11 protein-coding genes, 3 tRNA genes and 2 rRNA genes are annotated in these 18,148 nt (G+C 47.7%); 2 read left to right on the top strand and 14 right to left on the bottom strand.

The features are described 5' to 3' along the window. The 3 genes from BM200_RS29545 to BM200_RS29535 form a co-directional block, all read right to left on the bottom strand. Positions 1-212: ribosomal RNA gene (locus BM200_RS29545) — 16S ribosomal RNA — on the bottom strand; the annotation flags it as partial. Between the two features lie 304 nt (positions 213-516). Next, positions 517-1,110 carry an SLOG family protein gene (locus tag BM200_RS29540; protein WP_091191050.1) on the bottom strand — a complete coding sequence of 198 codons (594 nt, stop codon included), beginning with the start codon at positions 1,108-1,110 and terminating at the stop codon, positions 517-519. 129 nt (positions 1,111-1,239) lie between these two features. Next, positions 1,240-5,439: a choice-of-anchor I family protein gene (locus BM200_RS29535; protein WP_091191047.1), complete on the bottom strand. Its 4,200-nt coding sequence runs from the start codon at positions 5,437-5,439 to the stop codon at positions 1,240-1,242. A gap of 228 nt (positions 5,440-5,667) precedes the next feature. Here BM200_RS29535 and uraA point away from each other — a divergent pair, with 228 nt between their 5' ends. Beyond that, positions 5,668-6,975, top strand: coding sequence for a uracil permease (gene uraA / locus BM200_RS29530; RefSeq protein WP_091191045.1), 1,308 nt, complete (start codon positions 5,668-5,670; stop codon positions 6,973-6,975). Positions 6,976-7,040: 65 nt separating this feature from the next. Here uraA and BM200_RS29525 read toward each other — a convergent pair whose 3' ends face one another. The 7 genes from BM200_RS29525 to BM200_RS29495 all read right to left on the bottom strand — a co-directional run bounded on the left by BM200_RS29525 (position 7,041) and on the right by BM200_RS29495 (position 16,371). After that, complete coding sequence (locus tag BM200_RS29525; RefSeq protein WP_091191043.1) at positions 7,041-8,252, bottom strand: sugar ABC transporter permease; 1,212 nt, start codon at positions 8,250-8,252, stop codon at positions 7,041-7,043. Between the two features lie 80 nt (positions 8,253-8,332). Next, a complete protein-coding gene (locus BM200_RS29520) occupies positions 8,333-9,853 on the bottom strand; it encodes a sugar ABC transporter ATP-binding protein (RefSeq protein WP_091191041.1) in 1,521 nt (506 codons plus the stop codon). A 139-nt stretch (positions 9,854-9,992) separates the two neighbouring features. Further along, positions 9,993-11,093 (bottom strand): sugar ABC transporter substrate-binding protein, encoded by a 1,101-nt coding sequence (locus BM200_RS29515; protein ID WP_091191038.1) that lies wholly within the window; start codon positions 11,091-11,093, stop codon positions 9,993-9,995. A gap of 172 nt (positions 11,094-11,265) precedes the next feature. After that, the gene (gene xylF, locus BM200_RS29510; RefSeq protein WP_425434644.1) at positions 11,266-12,333 is read right to left on the bottom strand and encodes a D-xylose ABC transporter substrate-binding protein; all 1,068 of its coding nucleotides are present in this window, start codon (positions 12,331-12,333) and stop codon (positions 11,266-11,268) included. A 57-nt stretch (positions 12,334-12,390) separates the two neighbouring features. Beyond that, positions 12,391-13,944, bottom strand: a complete 1,554-nt coding sequence (locus tag BM200_RS29505) for a response regulator (protein ID WP_091191033.1) — start codon at positions 13,942-13,944, stop codon at positions 12,391-12,393. Beyond that, entirely contained in the window at positions 13,937-15,394 is a 1,458-nt protein-coding gene (locus tag BM200_RS29500; protein WP_091191030.1) for a sensor histidine kinase, read from the bottom strand. Before BM200_RS29500 ends, BM200_RS29505 begins: the two co-directional genes overlap by 8 nt. After that, on the bottom strand, positions 15,391-16,371 hold the full coding sequence (locus BM200_RS29495; protein ID WP_091191028.1) for a sugar ABC transporter substrate-binding protein: 981 nt from the start codon (positions 16,369-16,371) through the stop codon (positions 15,391-15,393). Before BM200_RS29495 ends, BM200_RS29500 begins: the two co-directional genes overlap by 4 nt. A 227-nt stretch (positions 16,372-16,598) precedes the next feature. Between BM200_RS29495 and BM200_RS29490 the strand changes: the two genes are divergently transcribed. Further along, a complete protein-coding gene (locus tag BM200_RS29490; RefSeq protein ID WP_091191026.1) occupies positions 16,599-17,453 on the top strand; it encodes a CPBP family intramembrane glutamic endopeptidase in 855 nt (284 codons plus the stop codon). 102 nt (positions 17,454-17,555) lie between these two features. On the opposite strand, the gene BM200_RS29485 is transcribed toward BM200_RS29490, so the two are convergent. The 4 genes from BM200_RS29485 to BM200_RS29470 form a co-directional block, all read right to left on the bottom strand. After that, a tRNA-Gly gene (locus BM200_RS29485) sits at positions 17,556-17,630 on the bottom strand. Positions 17,631-17,635: 5 nt separating this feature from the next. Beyond that, a tRNA-Gln gene (locus BM200_RS29480) sits at positions 17,636-17,710 on the bottom strand. 26 nt (positions 17,711-17,736) lie between these two features. Beyond that, a tRNA-His gene (locus BM200_RS29475) sits at positions 17,737-17,812 on the bottom strand. A 99-nt stretch (positions 17,813-17,911) separates the two neighbouring features. After that, positions 17,912-18,148: ribosomal RNA gene (locus tag BM200_RS29470) — 23S ribosomal RNA — on the bottom strand; the annotation flags it as partial.

Here is an 18,148-nt window from a genome sequence, read left to right as displayed (position 1 = left end):
CTCCGCCTTTCCCGATTCGGCCATGCGACCGATTCGCGTATCCGGTATTAGCATTCGTTTCCGAATGTTATCCCAGTCTTATGGGCAGGTTACCCACGTGTTACTCACCCGTCCGCCGCTAACCTTGTCCCGAAGGACAAGATCCGCTCGACTTGCATGTATTAGGCACGCCGCCAGCGTTCGTCCTGAGCCAGGATCAAACTCTCCATGAAATGGTTCTGTTTGACTTGCTCAAACTTGTTTTTTCGCTTTTTCCGTTATTTCTAACGGGGCAGTTTTGCTCGTTGTTCAGTTTTCAAAGAACAATTTGTTTTTCGCAACAACGTTTCATATCTTATCACGTTGCAGTTTTTAATGTCAAGCACTTTTTTGAATCGTTTATTCAATCTATCAAACCATTCATCCATGCTCTCCGTTCCAACCGCTTGTTTCTCTCGGCCGGAATTAGAATATACCATAGGCTCGTACGACTATGCAAGCTTTTTTTGCAGAAAACTTCAATTTGTATTTCAATACCTACTCAATAGGTTCCTCATACATAGATTCATAAGGATCTACATCCGAATCATAGCTCTCTTCTTCTGCCGCATTTTGAATATCTTCTGCTGTAATCAGAAAAAGCTCGTACCCTTCTTCCTGATGCTTCTTTAGTGCTCTATCTTTCGTATATTTCGAACTTCCTTCCGCTGCCTCTTCATCATAGAAGAGCAGCAGTCCGTCCGACTTACGGAACAGCAATTCATCTCTGGCTTGAAACTGCCATGGTCCCACATAAGGCTGATGACTTACCGCCCCGTAATAATCGACCTTCGTAATGATTTGCTGGTAGTACTCCTTCTTCTCGTCTTTCCACTGCTCTTCCTGGTTCATAAACGCGGTAATAATGGATAGCTTCAGCTGCGGGTATGCTGTTCTAAGCTCAAGTACTACCTCGCATACCCAAAGATCAAATCCGTATTGCCCAGGTGTTATTACCCATTCCAGCCCTTCCTCAATTAGAGGCAGCAGCTTCGCTTCTATTGCCTTCTTAATAAAAGGGATATGCTTGTGCTTCTGATTATAAATCTGGAGTTCATGAGCCCGGTATCCGGTTGCGAACAACGTCTTCAAATGTCCACCTCGTTTCTTCATCCATTCAATATAACAGCATAAGAAGAAGAACGTCAGAGAATGTACGTTCGGTTTCAACAGCAAAAAGAGCCGTCTCCCTCAAGAGACAGCTCTTCAATAGAAGCTTCCTTATTTGGCCATAAGCTGCATGAATACTGCGAGCATTTTTGCCGTTTCTTCACGGGTAGCGAAATCTTTAGGCGCGAAGTAAACGCCGGAACGGCCAGCTTTTGTTTTACCGTTGATGATGCCTGCTTGCTGCACAGCCTTCACCGCTTGCTTCACACTCGATTGAATGGCGCTGCTGTCCGCAAACGTAACGGCCTGCTGGTTAGCCGGAAGACTAAAGTTCATTACGCCGGCAAAACGAACAAGCATCGCCGCCATCTCTGCGCGGGTAATGGATACCTTCGGATTAAATTTACCGCCGCCAATTCCGCTCGTAATGCCTTTGTCAACCGCCCATTGTACAGCGTCAGCATAATAATCCGTAGTGCGGACATCCGAGAAATTGCCTGCTTTATAGTTGCTCAATTGACCACCGGCAATACGGGACAGAATGACAGTAAAGTCTGCTCTTGTCATTCGCGCTTTTGGCGAGAATTGATTCGAGCTTGTGCCGGAAATAATGCTGCGCGCCGACAGATACGTAATCGCATCTTTTGCAAAGCTGGATGTTGTGTCCTTGAAGGACTGTTTGTTATACGCCACCGCATAACGGGAGAAATGAGTAACATCAAAGCTCACCATGCGTGTTGCAGGGTTATAAACACCAGACGGTACTGTCAAAAGTTCGCCGCTTCCCGAAATGGAATAGATGATTATCGCATTACGGTCTTCACTTGCCCCCGGTGTATACGGTACTTGAACATGTACCGATCCTCCGCTAAAGGTTGTGATCGTACTGCCGTTAGCTTTGACCGTAAAGTCAAACACCGGATGACTGCCGACTGCTTGCAGAAAGGCTGTACGTTTTGCTCCGGTTAAGCTTGCGCCTGCAGCCGCAGCATCGGATTGGCGAACATTAATCGTTACATCATTATTTTTCGATGCTGTCGCGATAGAGGCAATGGCTTTGGTATCAAAAGTAACCGTGCCTACTCCCGCTTCGATGGTCAATTCGGTTAATGCGGCATCTTTCGCCTCCGCAAATGTACCTTTCTCAAATACGACAGCTGCTTCATTCGCTGTGCGGTCCGGTACAGCGGACACGGTCAAGCTGCCTGCCTGGCCCGTTGCCGACTCATTGCGCAGCTTTTTCAATGCTGAGGAGAACAGGCTTGTCGTTACGTTCGCATGTGATTTGCCTGAGCCATCTGTAGTCGCGTCGACTTTCGTCACAACATGTGCATCGGAATCGATTATCGTTGTATTTCCGCCGCCCGATCCGCCACTGCTTGGTTGATCTGGCGTTACAACTACAGGTGCTGCAGCTACGGTTACCGTGCTTTCTGCTACAGCATAGCCGTCCGCGCTTGTTACCGTAATAATGGCAGTACCTGCTTTCAGAGGGGTAACCTTACCACTCTGATCAACAGCAGCAATAGTGGAATCCGATGAAGACCATACGACTTGATTGGATGAACCTTCAGCCGGTGCGACTGTTGCTGACAGTTGACCAGATGCACCGCCCGCCGTAAGGGAAAGAGACTTCTGGGCAAGTGATACTTTCGTCACGTTCAGCTGATAAACGCCAACCTTACCGCCAACTTCATACGCTACTAGCAACAGCGGCTGTCCTGTCGGGCTGTCCGATGCAGGAATGAATTCGATGCCTTCCGGACCTGTATCTGTATCCAGGTTTACGTTATTGTCGCTGCCTTTATACACACGTGTATTCGTATAATTCGCAAATTCAGGATGCTCCGGATTTGTAACGTCATAAGTCATGAAACCGCCAGTACGCTCCAGACCTATAAAGGCAAGTTCTCTGTTGCCTACTTTGCCAACCTTAATATCTTCCGGCTCCGGACCTTTCTTCGTGCTACGGTCATCCATCTTGATTTTACTGTTGCTTACGTTGAAAAACTCAGGAACACGTTTGGCTGTGATCGTCTCGAAGTCATTGCCGCTGTCGTACACTTGATCCATCGTAGCTGCATCCCAAACCGAGAAAGAACGTCCGCCGTACATATAAATGGCGTCATTGCCCATATCGGCTGCTACTTCAACTTTATCGTATGCCGTTGTATCCTTCAGGAAGTTATACGCTGCTGAATTTTGATTGAGGCGGCCTTTAACCGCACCAACCGTGCTTGCGTTTGTACGGAATTCAGAAGCGTCGCCTTCATTAGCTGTAAATAGATAGGTCTTGCCGTTGACCGTATAGGAAGCCATGCCATCCGGCATGTACATGCCTTTGAATGGTACCGTCTCCAGTTGAATCGCGGAGTTCCCCTGTACGTCCAGCGCATTAGCCACTTCATTAAAATCTTTAAAGCCTAAATCTTTAACTGCCGTAACTTTGAGGGTTGCAATATCAACCACAGCGATTGCGTTGTTTTCTTGCAAAGTAACATAAGCTGTCTTGCTGTCACCGGAGAGTGCAATATATTCAGGCTCGAAATCATATTCCGCATCTTTTTTCGTGCCAGGAAATTCAGAAGTTTCTTTCGTCACATCACCGCGAATATGTACGCCGTCTTCAATGACATCCGGATTATCGAAAAAAACCGGAGTAGATGTTTTTGCAACGGTGTCGACAATCGTTACGCTGCCTTTCGCATCTTTAGTCACCTCACGCGGCTCCGCTTCGTCAGCAGTCAGAATATAACGGCCGTCTGATGTAAACTTGATCATATCCGGCTGTACCCCTGCATCATATTCAGTTACGTAGTTGCCATCATAGTCAAGAACAATAATTTTGCCTGGCATGAGTGCGTCCTCATCCTGCACCGAAATAGCAATTCGCTTAGTTGTTGTATTAATGTCTACGCTTGTGAGGTCACCATAATTAAACGCACCGTGCTCTTCCGACAATTCCTCCACCTTAACGGTCTTCTCCGTCACTAAAGTGCCCGTTGCGTTGCCTAATCCAATGATTTCCAAACTCGGGGGATTTCCCGAACCATTTACCAAATAAAACTTGTTGTTGTCTTTATTGTATTTGACAATCTCGGCAACACCGCCATCTTCATCGGTTTGTCCAAGAGAGAAGCTGCCAATCTTCTCAATCGACAGCGTATCTTCCATCTCCCTCAGTGGTTGACCGATTGTAAGCCAGTACGATTTTGTTGCCTTCAAGGCAGGATCCGCACTGTCTGTTGCAGTTACTGTTATAAGAGAAGATTTTGCAGCATCAGTAGGTGTACCGGTAATCTCACCCGTTGTTCCGTTAAGTGTTAGACCGGCAGGGAGATTGGTCGCGGTGAATGTATATGGAGCTGTTCCGCCGCTTGCAGCAACTGCAGTTGTATAAGCAGTGCCAATTGTTGCGCCTGCAATTGCGGTTGTGGTAATGGCAACCGGTTCTATTTCAGGTGTTCCTGGATTTTCCGGTGTTGTAACTCCCCACGGGCCATCTTCGCTATTATGCGGGAGTGCCGCTGCCAATTCTGCTTCTTTGCCGGATACATTTAATGCTTCATAATCGATTTGTTGAAAATCATTTTTATTATTGTCCCCATCCACGGTGGTCTTGCGGCGAATCGCTTTCTTCTTGGATGTTCCTTCCGCAGAACCTGATGGATATGCTGCTTCATAACCGTCAATGTCACTTCCGGGATCATTACTTCCTGTGCCCACCATATCTACATAACCATCCGGCTTCGTATTAAAAGGATTCGCGTTTGATGCTGCAAGCAGGGTCTGATTACTCATCAACACTACTTTCATGCCTTTGTTGTTAATAAACTGAGCGTCCCAAGTCTGATCCGCTTGCCCAGCAAGACTAATCTTTGCATCTCCAGCATTTGCAGTCACATTCGTTGCTGCGCCGGTTACAAGGAAGGAGGAATGGGCTTTAATCGTTCCAGTTAAGTCGAGCTTTTTCCATTCCGATGTAATTGCCCCAGTCGTAGCGCTTGTACCACGGTCGTTATATTGTAGAGACCATCCAGCAAGATTGATATCATTGTCAGTCTGGTTGTAAAGTTCAATAAATCCGTTAGAAAGATATACGCCTGTTGAGGCTGCAACGCCGCCGCCATACACCTGATTAATAATAACGTGAGGCACGCTGACATTGTACTCATTGGACGTCGTGTAAGGAGTACCCGCTACCGGGGTTACACCGCCATCCGCCATTGCTACTCCTGTTCCCATCAGGGCTGCAGCAGCAATCTCTGCTGCTAGGAATAGAGACAAGAAGCGTTTACTTTTATTGATCATTTATTAGTTTCACTCCCATTTCATAGATTCTACTAAAATTGTAAAGGGAGAATGTTTTCTAAAGGTTAATGTGAAATTTAAGATATTGTAAACAATTGACATTTTTAGCCTGAATAATATCAGATTTGCACATGGATTAAGAAAGGTCTTGCCAAGAAACACTATATCTATGTAAAATCGAGCAAGTTGCGCAAAAATTGACTTCATGCTACGGAGGGTTACAGCAAGATGAAACCACAAGAAATCGGCGTCCACGAAAGGCCGCCAATGGGCCAAAGCCTCATGCTGAGCATTCAGCATTTGTTCGCGATGTTTGGCTCAACCGTACTCGTTCCCAATCTGCTTGGCGTAGACCCGGCGATCTGTCTTCTGATGAACGGTATCGGCACTCTGCTTTATCTATTTATTGTAAAAGGCAAGATTCCCGCCTATCTCGGCTCCAGCTTTGCTTTTATCGCGCCGGCAGGAGCAGTGATCGGCAATCACGCTTCCCACTCTGACGGTTATGCTGCAGCGCTTGGCGGATTTATTGCAGCCGGTGTTGTGTTCACCGTCGTGGCACTCATTATTCAGGCAGCGGGTACTGGCTGGATCAATGTCATATTCCCTCCTGCCGCAATGGGTGCCATTGTAGCGGTTATCGGGCTTGAGCTTATTCCGGTTGCAGCGGGTATGGCCGGATGGATTAAAGCGCCAAGCGCACCGGCTGACCAACCATGGACACCAGACGGGGCAGCGATTACCATTTCTATCGTCACCCTTCTTATTACCGTACTCGGTTCCGTTCTGTTCCGCGGCTTCATGCGTATTATTCCGATTCTGATCGGGATTGTCTGCGGTTACGTGCTTGCTTACTTTATGGACTTCACGAATTTCGATAATGTATCGGCGAGCAACTGGATTGCAGCGCCTGCGTTCACAACACCAAGCTTTGAATGGGCAGCCATTCTGACGATTGTTCCCGCTTCCCTGGTCGTTCTTGCCGAGCATATCGGCCATCTGATCGTAACCGGCAATATCGTCAAAAAAGACCTGTCCAAGGATCCGGGCCTGCACCGTTCCCTGCTCGGCAACGGGATCTCGACTCTCATATCCGGATTCCTGGGCTCTACGCCAAATACGACTTACGGTGAGAATATCGGTGTACTTGCCATTACCCGCGTCTATTCCACGTTCGTCATCGGCGGCGCGGCAGTATTCGCTATTGTGCTGTCGTTCTTCGGCAAATTCTCGGCCCTTATCGCAGGCATTCCCGCTCCGGTAATGGGCGGCGTATCTCTCCTGTTATTTGGCGTAATTGCCGCATCGGGCCTGCGGATGCTGGTTGAGTCGAAAATCGACTACAGCAAGCCAACAAACCTGTACCTGACGACGGTTGTTCTTGTAACTGGCCTCAGCGGTGCAAAAATTACAATCGGTGACTTCTCCCTCTCGGGTATGGCACTCGCAACCGTAACCGCCATTATCCTGAGCTTACTGTTCAAGATTTTCGAAATCACTCGTTTATCCAACGATACAGAAGCTTCCGGACACTAACACGGATACGAAAAGAAACAAACAAGCCCAGCAGGCCTATTAGCCGCTGGGCTTTTGTTTTGCAACTAGCTTCTTTTTCTCCGCGTCATCACATCGAAGATAACCGCGATCGCAAGTACGCCGCCGCGAATCATGTACTGATAAGAGATCCCTACCCCCATCAGGTTCATCCCGCTTGAGAGCGAAGCCATTACGATTGCACCGATAATCGAACCGGTTACTTTGCCGACGCCGCCTGCAGCAGATACACCGCCGACGTATGCGGCTGCAATGGCATCAAGCTCGAACAGCGTACCGGCTGTTGTTGTTGCCGACTGCAGACGCGCCGTGAACAGAATACCGGACAAGGCAGAGAGCAGACCCATCGAGCCAAACACGATGTAGGTAATCTTTTTCACGTTGATCCCGCTAAGATGCGCCGCTTCCGGGTTGCTGCCTACCGCATAAATATGCCGCCCGAGCACGGTGCTTGTCGTCAGGAAGTGATAAATCATCACAACCAGCAGCATAATAATAACCGTCCACGAGAAGCCGTTATAGCCGGCAATGATGTAAGTAATGTAAGCGATAATAGCGGACACAAAGATAAGCTTGACGGTGAACATTCCGCTCGAGATGACTTCAAATTGGTATTTGATTTTATCCCGGCGTTTGGAAACTTCGAAGTAAACAAACAACATTATGATAAGCACGCCTAGCAAAAGAGACAGGAAATTGAGGTCGTTCAGCTTAAACCAGGATGGGATATAGCCGTTACCCAGCGCGTTAAAATGCTCGTCCTTGACGATGATGGTACCCGTCTTTTCCGTTACATTAAGCAAAGCCCCTCTAAAGATCAGCATGCCGGCAAGAGAGGCAACAAAGGATGGAATTCCGAGCGAGGCAACAAGCACACCGTTAAATAAACCTACAACAATCCCGAGAATCAAGATAATTGGAATCGTGAAGTATACCGGAACACCGGCCTGCGAAAGCAATATAGCAGCGATCGCTCCCAGAAAGCCTGCCGCAAAGCCAACCGACAAGTCGATATGGCGGATTACGATAACAAGCGTCATCCCTACAGCAAGAACAGCAATGTACCCTGTTGCATCCAGAAGGTTACTAATGTTACGGGAAGACATAAACAGGCCGTCCGTTAAAATCGAAAACGTAAGCATGATGACAAACAAGGCGATGTACATGCCATATTCGCGGATGTTTACTTTAAGCAGCGATCTGCCTTCGGTTAGAATATTGTTGGGATGTTCCTTTTTGCCCTGAGTGACTAAGTTCATGGGTGATCCTCCTAAAATGAATGGCTGCACAAAAGACGGTTATACGCCGATTGCGGCGATTCATGCTTCGTAAGCATTATCTATTGCGTTGCAAATTGCATAATATTTTCTTGGTTCGCTTCCTCGATTGGAAGCTCGCCCTTGATCGCGCCTTCCGCCATGACATAGATGCGGTCGCTCATACCAAGAATCTCCCCAAGCTCGGAAGAGATCATGATAATACTCATCCCGTCGGCAATCAGCTTGTTCATGATCGTATAAATCTCGAATTTCGCGCCAACGTCAATGCCGCGCGTAGGTTCATCGAGGATAAGCAGCTGCGGTCCAACGTACAACCACTTGCCAATCGATACCTTCTGCTGATTGCCGCCGCTCAGATTGCCCACGATCTGCTCGATGGAAGGCGCCTTCACGTTTAACGAGCTTTTGTAATCGCTGGCGACGCGGATTTCCTTGTTGTCGTTGATGACGCCGTTCTGGGAAATTCCTTTTAAATTCGCGGCCGAGATATTGCTCTTAATATCCTGAATCAGGAACAGCCCGTCACCCTTCCGGTCTTCGGTTACATAAGCGATGCCTTCCTTAATAGCATCTTTAGGATGCTTGAACGATTGGGGAGAGCCGTTCACCAAAAGCTCGCCCTGCAGTTTATAAGACTTTGGATTGCCGAAGATGCTGCGAGCAAGCTCCGTGCGTCCCGAGCCCATCAAGCCGGCTATTCCGACGATTTCTCCTTTTTTCACATGCAAGTTCACGTCTTTCACGACATGTCTGCCCAGCTCCGGATCGTAAGCGGTCCAGTTCTTAATCTCAAGAATCTTGCTGCCAAATGATTTATTGGCTCTCTTCGGATAAATATCTTCGATTTCACGGCCGACCATGTTGCGGATAATCGTATTTTCCGTTATTTCACCCTTGGCCCCGTCCAGAGTGCAGATGGTACGTCCATCGCGAAGCACCGTCGCTTTATCCGCGATGGAGATAACCTCCTTAAGCTTATGGGAGATCATGATGCAGGTGATGCCCTGTTTCTTCAGCTCCCGCAGCAGGTTGAGCAGGTTCTCGCTGTCGTTCTCGTTTAAGGCTGCAGTCGGTTCGTCCAGAATAAGCAGCTTTACGTGTTTGCTTAACGCTTTGGCGATCTCAACCAGCTGCTGCTTGCCGACGCCCAGATCTTTGATAAGCACCTCGGGATTCACATCTAGACCAACTCTTTGAAGCATCTTCTTCGCTTCGGCGATCGTCTTGTTCCAATCCACGACCGAACCGCGTTTAATCTCGTTGCCCGCGAAAATATTCTCGTAAACCGTAAGATCCGGGAACAAAGCCAGCTCCTGATAGATAATGGCTATGCCGGCTTTTACGCTGTCGCTTATCTTGTGAAAGGCCTGTATATCGTCTTCGAACACAATATCGCCTTTATAGGTGCCGTAAGGATAAACGCCGCTCAGAACCTTCATCAGCGTTGATTTGCCCGCCCCGTTCTCGCCGATCAGGCAATGGATCTCGCCTTTCTCCACCTTGAAGTTCACGTCCGTGAGCGCTTTGACCCCTGTGAATTCCTTGGAAATATTGTTCATCTCTAAAATGTAATTGCTCATCATTTATGCACTCCTTAACCAAACAACTCAAACCCTACAAGTAAGGAATAGTGATAGATAATCTATCACTATTCCCAAAACGAATTGCAAAGCAATTCATACTTCGTAAGCATAAGCTTTGCGCTTTATTCATTTACGATTACAGACCCGTGAAATCACTCGCAGCGTAGTAAGCCGAATCAATCAGTTCTTTCTTCACGTTATCTTTGTTCACGACAATAACATTGGTTTGTTTCGCTTTAACTTCAACTTTGCCATTGTCATATGAGCCTGTTGTAGCAATGTCTTTGCTATCCAGGATATCTACTGCCATACCCATTGCATCGTTAACAAGCGTACGAACGTCTTTGAAGACCGTCATCGATTGTTTGCCGTCAATGATGTATTGGATCGAAGCTTTTTCGGCATCTTGGCCTGTTACGACATAGCTTGTTACAGCGCTGTCAGTAGCAAATACGTCAGCGATCGAGCGGGCCGTAGCATCGTTTGGAGCAAGGATGGCTACGTCTCCTTTCATGTCGGCGCTTGCTGCAGTCAAGTGAGTTTGTGCTTTGTTTTTCGCTTCATTTGGGTCCCAGTTTGTTGTGACTTGGCCGATGATTTTGCTCATTTGGTCACGGGACAGATCTTTTGTATCTTTCAGAGCTTCAGCTTCGCTGGAGTTGGCAATTTTGAAAGTGCCGTCAGCGATCTTAGGCTGCAGAACGTTCCAAGCGCCCTGGAAGAACAAGAAAGCGTTGTTGTCGGAAGCGGAACCTGCATAGAGGTACAATGGCTGGCCGTTGCCTTTTGCGTTATCCACGAGGTATTGCGCTTGCGCTGCACCTACAGACACGCTGTCAAATGTTACGTAGTAGTCAACTGCGTCTGTTTTCGTAATCAATCGGTCGTAGGAGATAACTTTAATGCCTTCTTGTTTAGCTTTTTCTACAGCTGCCGCAGCAGCGTCGCCGTCTTGAGGACAAATAATGAGAACCTTGATGCCTCTATTAATCAATGTTTCTACGTTTTCTTTTTCTTTCGCGGAGGAGCCTTGGCTGAACAGGATTTCCGTTGTGTACTTGGAGCCTTTCAGCGCATCCTTGAAGCGCTCCTCGTCTTGAATCCATCTTGTTTCGTCTTTTGTCGGAAGCACGATACCCACACTTACTTTGCTGTCGCCTTTACCGCAAGCCGCAACCAAAGCCGTGAGCAGTAGAATAACCATTAAAAGCGCGAACGATTTGAAGCCTTTTTTCATCTTCGTTACCCCTCCAATAATGTCTTTAGTTCCTTACACGACAAATGATAGCACGGGCAATTTCCAATGAAAGCGCTATTATGTAGCATTCTTTTATTACCGCCTAGACTTTTTTAAGTTAAGCAAAAAAATAAGACCAGCCAGTTTATAAACTGGCTGGTCTTATCAATTCTCACTTCTTATCAACGTTCTTATAGACGTCCTCGCGAGAATGGAATCCGTCGGCAATGATCGTCTCGTCGATATTGGATTTGTCTACGGCAATTGGCTGCAGCAGGACAGACGGCACCTCGATCCTGCCGTTGTTAACGGTCCGGTCCGCACCCGTATCCTCTCCCTTGGCAAGCTTCACAGCAAGCTCTGCTGCTTTGTCGGCAAGCAGCTTAATCGGCTTATACACCGTCATCGTCTGCGTTCCTTCCACGATACGCTGGGCGGCGGCAAGCTCAGCATCCTGTCCGGCTACCGGCAGCCTGCCGGCAAGTCCTTGCCCCTCCAGCGCTTGAACGACACCACCCGCGGTTGCATCATTGGCTGCGATGACAGCGTCAATCTGATTGTCATTCGCTTCTAGCGCATCCTTCATATTGGCCAGAGCGTTCACCGGCGTCCAGTCCTTCGTCCATTGATCGTAAACAACGGTGATATCGCCACGGTCAATCGACGGCTGCAGAACATTAAAGACGCCTTGTTTAAACAAATGAGCATTATTATCCGTATCAGCGCCTCCGATATAAACAAATTTCCCCTTCGGCACAAGCTGGGTAATAGCCTTGGCCTGCAGCTCGCCCACCGCTTCGTTATCAAATGAAACATACAGATCAACATCGGCGTTTTTAATCAAACGGTCATACGCAAGCACTTTAATACCAGCCGAATGGGCTTTCTTCACAATGGCAGCCGTCGCATCCGCATTATGGGGAACAACGACAAGAATATCGACCCCTTCGCTAATTAACTGCTCCGCTTGCGTGACCTGCTTGGCATCGTCCCCGTTGGCCGCAATAATCTCCACTTCCGCGCCAAGCGCCTCGCAAGCTTCCCGGAACAAATCCCGGTCCTTCAGCCAGCGTTCCTCCAGGAGCGTATCCATGGAGAACCCGATCTTTATCTTTTTGCTCATCTTATCTGAAGAAGCTGTAGTTGTTGGTTGAGGCTGGTTACTGTTCTCGCCTGTTGTCCCGCTGCTGTCGCATGCCGACAGGATGCAGCAGATCAGCACAATCACAACGAACAGCATTGACCTTCTCCTTGCGAAGCCCAGTTTCATTTGCTTCTCTTCCCTCATTCCGAATTTTTAGCTTGAAGCCGATTTGCCAAGGAGTGTCTTGCGGTATTCCGTCGGAGAGACCTCGCACATCTTCTTGAATACCTTGCTGAAGTAATTCGGATCATGATAGCCAACCATATACGTAATTTCCTTCAAACTGCGCTCGGGGTCTCCCATCAGCTTGATTGCCTTCTTAATCCGGCAATCCGTCAGAAAATCAATATAGTTAATGCCGAGCTGGTCTTTAAACATTTTGCTGATATAAAAAGGACTTAAACCGACCATTCTCCCGATCGCTTCAAGAGAAATATCCTCATGAGAATGATCCGCGATGTACTGCTTGATCTGCTGAATCGTATCCGGCTCAAGCCGTTCATGATGCTCGGCAAACGATTGTTTCATCCGCTCCAGCAGCAGCTCCGATTCCGTCCTTAACTGTCTGTAATCAAGGACCTGGAATGAGAACATCGGCGTATCAATCTCGATGCCCATCTCCAGCAAAACACGGGAAGCAATCCAGAGCAGCTCGAGTACGCGCTGCTGCGTGTGCAGGATACTGGCACCTTCGTTCTCGTAACGGCGGATGAAATCCACCAGCTCGCCCCGAACCTGCTCCCATTGCCCAAGCCGGATCCGGTCAAACAATTGCTGCTCCAGTTGCTTGACCGTATAACCGTCCCGCGTAACACCAAGGACGGGGGTATCCTCATAGAAACGGTATTTAACCGGCTGCGATGGATCAATGGAAGCCATTAATGCTTCCTGGTACGACTGACGGATCTGATCCAATGATTCATAAACATTGCCGATTCCAACAAACCAGCCCTCATTCCCGTCAGCCTTGGCAACAGCAAGCAGTTCACGTGCCATGGTTACGGCCTGAGAGCGGTAAGACCTGTCCCGGTCTGCCTCGGGGAATACGATAATCGGAATTTGTCTTCCGTACATCGCGCCAACCCAGCCGCTGCCCATCTTGCGAACCTTTTCCTTAATGGCGGAATAACAGCTCTCTGCCCCCGGCGGCAGCAATACGGTCATGGCATAATTCTCGTTAGCCGTACGGACTCCTAGAAGCCCAACCAGTTCGTCCAGATGCACTTCATGTACATGATCAAACAATAATTGCGTGACGATGTCCGTTTCGATGATAGGCAATACTCTTTGTAAAGCAGTGAGCTGGAGCTCGGTTGTCTGGGCCGTCTTCCTCTCTTCTTCGATGAGATCGAGTACACGCTGTACGGTGGCCACAATCTCTGACGCTTTGCTTGGCTTCAGCAGATAGTCTTTAACTCCAAGCTTGATTGCTTTGCGTGCGTAGTCAAACGTATCGTAAGCCGTTACCATAATAAACTTGATCGACGGCTGGTATGCACTTATCCGTTCAACAGCTTCAAGTCCATTAATCCCCGGCATCTTGACGTCCATCAGGATTAGGTCGGGCTGAAATTGTTCAGCCAGCTGCAGGGCAATATTCCCGTTCTTCGCCTGCTCAATGATAATCTCAGGCAATCCATGCTGCAGGATGGCCTTTAATCCTTCGCGTTCTATCTGTTCGTCATCCACAATTAACAGCTTATACATGATTTACCCCGGCCTCCCTTTCCTTCGGCAGCTTCAAGATAACTTTGGTCCCTTTTCCTACTACGCTCTGGATGGCCATAATATCCTCCCGGCCGTAATACAGGCGAAGCCGGTTAATGACATTCCCGAAGCCGATCCCCGTCGAATGACCATCGCCTTCCTGTATGGCGAACCGATCCTCCATGATGTGCAGTATTTTCTCCTCTGAGATGCCGCTGCCCTCATCCTCAATCTCGATAATAATCTCGGAGCCTCCATCCCGGACCCGGAATGTAATCGTACCGCCTTCTTCAAGCGGCTCTATGGCATGAATAACAGCATTCTCAATAATAGGCTGAATCGTAAGGCTTGGAATCTGGACATACAGGCAGGCTTCATCCACTTCTTCTTCAAAGCGAAGCCGTTCGGTGAACCTTGTTTTCTGGATGAAAATATATTCCCGCAATACGCGTACTTCTTCATAAAGCGTAACCGGACGGTCAAGGCGTTTGAGGTTATAGCGCAGCAATCTTGCTACGCTGGTCAGAAGATCGCTTGTTTCGACCGCCCCTTCCAAATAAGCTTTTTTCGATAAGGTATCCAGTGTATTAAATAAGAAGTGCGGGTTAATCTGACTCTGCAAGCTCCTGAGCTGACTCTCCTGCAGCAGCAGCTTGTTCTTCTGAAGTTCGCTCTCCAGCTGCGCTTTCGTCTGTATTTCCGATATCAGGTTGTTAATATTAATCCGCATCCGGTCAAAGGTCTTGGCCAGGAAGGAGATCTCGTCATTGGCGTATATTTCAATATGAGTATCAAATCTCCCCCGCGACAGCTCGCGGGCCGCTTGCGTCAGACGCTGTATCGGCCTGGTAATGCTAAGCGAGAACCAGTAAGTAAACAGAAGAAGAAGGAAGGTAAACAAGGCGAGCATCCATACCCCCAGCTTCTTGAGCTCCACGGACTGCATAATCATGCCGCGGTAGAACTGGTCATACGTTTGAAGTTCAGTACCCAGCAGCGTTAAGGTCATCTCTGAGATATACTTCGACAGCCTTGTTGCTTCTGTGAAATCATTAAGCGCTTCTTCATTGTTCTTCTCGCCCAGAAACCGTATCGAACGGTTCGTGGAATCCACCAGGCTGTCTATCAGGTTCAAGTAATTCGTAAGGGTGAAATGATTGCTGTTGTTGCGAAGATCTGCAATTTGCAGTTGGGCATCCAGCAGCCTTTGCCGGTCGCTCTCTGCGTTCGAAAGCTTGGAGGAAGTTGGTGTCTGTATGTAATTATTGAGCGAGGTCACCAGCTGCTGGCTGGATGCGCTCACTTCGTTCATTTGCAGATAGCGCTGCAAAATATCATTATACTGATCCTGCATCTTCTGATTGTAGTACGTGAGGATAAACCAAGTGGCGACCATAATAAACAGGACAATGGCGGTAAGGGACAATATCTTTTTCTGGACTGTATTCATGGGAGCTCATCCGCCTTCAAAAGCCGAATATCGGTGAAATAGCCTTCGTATTTCAGCGGGAACGTCTCGCCTTGCAGCCACTGAACCATAAGCTGTACGCCAAGCTCACCCATCATTTCAGGAGATTGCTCGATGATGCCGCTCATCTTCTTTTCCTTCAGCAAGGTCTTGATCTCCGGACTGTCATCAAACGAATAAATATGGAATCTGCTGAGCTGTGCACGCTTCCCGATCTCCTGCACCATCGCACTAGCGTTATTAGCGGTCACGGATACGAAAGCAGCTACCTTCGGCTCCTTATTCATAATTTCATTGGTAGCTGCAACGACCTTCTCCCTTGTATCCCCTGCTACTACCGTAATAGGTTCAATATCCGGATAGAACTTCAAGATTTGAAGAATGCCGTCCAATCGCTTGCTCTGAAAATCTTCCTGATGGTCAGAGATCATAAGCACGACCTTCCCTTTATGTCCCAGATCTTCAGCCAACTGTTCTCCGATCATTTGTCCGGCTTTATAATGATCTGATCCGATATATGTCCGCCGCAGGCTGTCCGCGATCGGAACATCGTTGGCAATCGTAAAGATCGGAATTCCGTTCCCGGCAGCCTTAACCGTTGCAAGCTTATTAAATTCATCGGTGTTAAGTCCCTGCACCAGAATGCCGTCTACCTTTGAAGCGATGGCAATCTCCATATATTTCAGAAAATCCTCCTGATTCGTTCCGTAGCTGCCCCACACCTCTAACTCTGCACCATACTTCCCCGCGGCTTTGGCGGCCCCGTACTCCACCTTGTCCCAGAATGGCGTATCCATCTCTTGTGTAATAAGGATGAGACGATATCCTGATTTATTCGTGCTGCCAACATCAGCGGGGGCTGATAAATTATAATGAAACACTTGAATAAAAGAAGATAGGGTAAAACCCAACAATACCAGGCATATGGCAGATAACAGCACAATGACGAGTTTCCTCATGTGTCGGCTCCTTTGTCCAAAACCACTCTACTAAAACGCTTCCATTCATAGTTGCCCTCATCATAGCACAATAGAACTAGTCAAGAAATGTAATTTTTCCGCATAAAAGAATTGACAGTAACATAAAACGGGTTATATAATTTTGTAACACTTTTGGATGATTATGTAATTATTTTATTTTTAATTATGAATATAGGAAGGTGAGACTCATTAAGAAGTTTTTTAGCGTGGCAGGAAAAATTATATTAAGCGGGCTTATGCCGCTCATCATCATCCTCATAGCAGGAATCATTTATGCCATTATTTCTGTTGCTTCAGGCGATAATTTGGATGATCTCAACGCTGTTGATGGGGCTCGCTGGACATTATATTTGCAATGTGCCGTTTTTATCGCATCTGCATTTGCCATGTTTGCCTTCTTTGAACGAAAACATGGATGGCAAATGGGACTTAATCAGAAGCAAGCTGGTCATTTCGCCCTCCAAGGCTTTTTTGCAGGAATTCTCCTTATGACGGTATCCGCTATTTTGATTTGGGCTGCGGGCGGTATTAGCTGGGAAGCATCAAACTGGGATCAGACGTTAATCCGATCCTTGCTGGAAGGGTTTATTCTATTCATATGCGTCGCCTTATCCGAAGAGATATTCACACGTGGATACATACAAGGTTTGATTAAATATCATTATGGCAGCACGCCTGCAATCATCGTAAGTTCAATCATTTTTGCATTTATGCACAGTATGAATCCCAATATGTTTGAGACGCCATTCCCCTTCATCAATATTTGCCTGGCTGGAATTCTCTTCTCCATATCGAGAGAATTAACCGGCGGACTTTGGTGGCCGATTGGACTGCATTTGAGCTGGAACTTCTTCCAAGGTTATGTCTACGGCTTTCAAGTTTCAGGAATGAATCCTGGAGCAGTTGTCCTTCAAGTAACCGACAACGGTCCCGTTCAGCTGTCGGGAGGAGAATTTGGAGCAGAAGGAAGCTTTATCGCTTCGCTTGTACTTATTCTTGGAATTATTGCACTGTACTATATGTATAGAGGTAAAAATAAATCAAGCACTCTAAAGCGCTGACCTATTGTCAGCGTTTTTTATTTTGACGATATATTTTCCACAGGTTGCATACATACAAAAAAGATTACTTCATCTTCTGAAGTAATCTAGTGATTGTTATTATGGAGCGGAAGACGGGAATCGAACCCGCGACCCTCGCCTTGGCAAGGCGATGCTCTACCGCTGAGCCACTTCCGCATTAATGGCTGGGGATCAAGGATTCGAACCTTGGAATGACGGAGTCAAAGTCCGTTGCCTTACCGCTTGGCTAATCCCCAACGCTATTTAATTATCCACATAAAAATGGGGCGATCGATGGGACTTGAACCCACGAATGCCGGAGCCACAGACCGGTGCGTTAACCCCTTCGCCACGACCGCCATAAATCGGTGTATTTACACCTTCAAAACTGGATGCGAAAGTTTGAATTCCTTAAGTTCAAAGCCTATGCTTTCGAAGTACTACTACTTCGTATTTATTAGGATAAGCCCTCGACCGATTAGTATTCGTCAGCTCCACACATTGCTGTGCTTCCACCCCGAACCTATCAACCTCGTCGTCTTCAAGGGGTCTTACTAATTGGGAAATCTCATCTTGAGGGGGGCTTCACGCTTAGATGCTTTCAGCGCTTATCCCGTCCGTACTTGGCTACCCAGCGGTGCTCCTGGCGGAACAACTGGTACACCAGCGGTACGTCCATCCCGGTCCTCTCGTAC

The sequence above is a fragment of the Paenibacillus catalpae genome, from assembly GCF_900112695.1.
GTDB classification, from domain to species: Bacteria; Bacillota; Bacilli; order Paenibacillales; family Paenibacillaceae; genus Pristimantibacillus; species Pristimantibacillus catalpae.
This window is presented reverse-complemented; position numbering and strand designations above follow the sequence as displayed.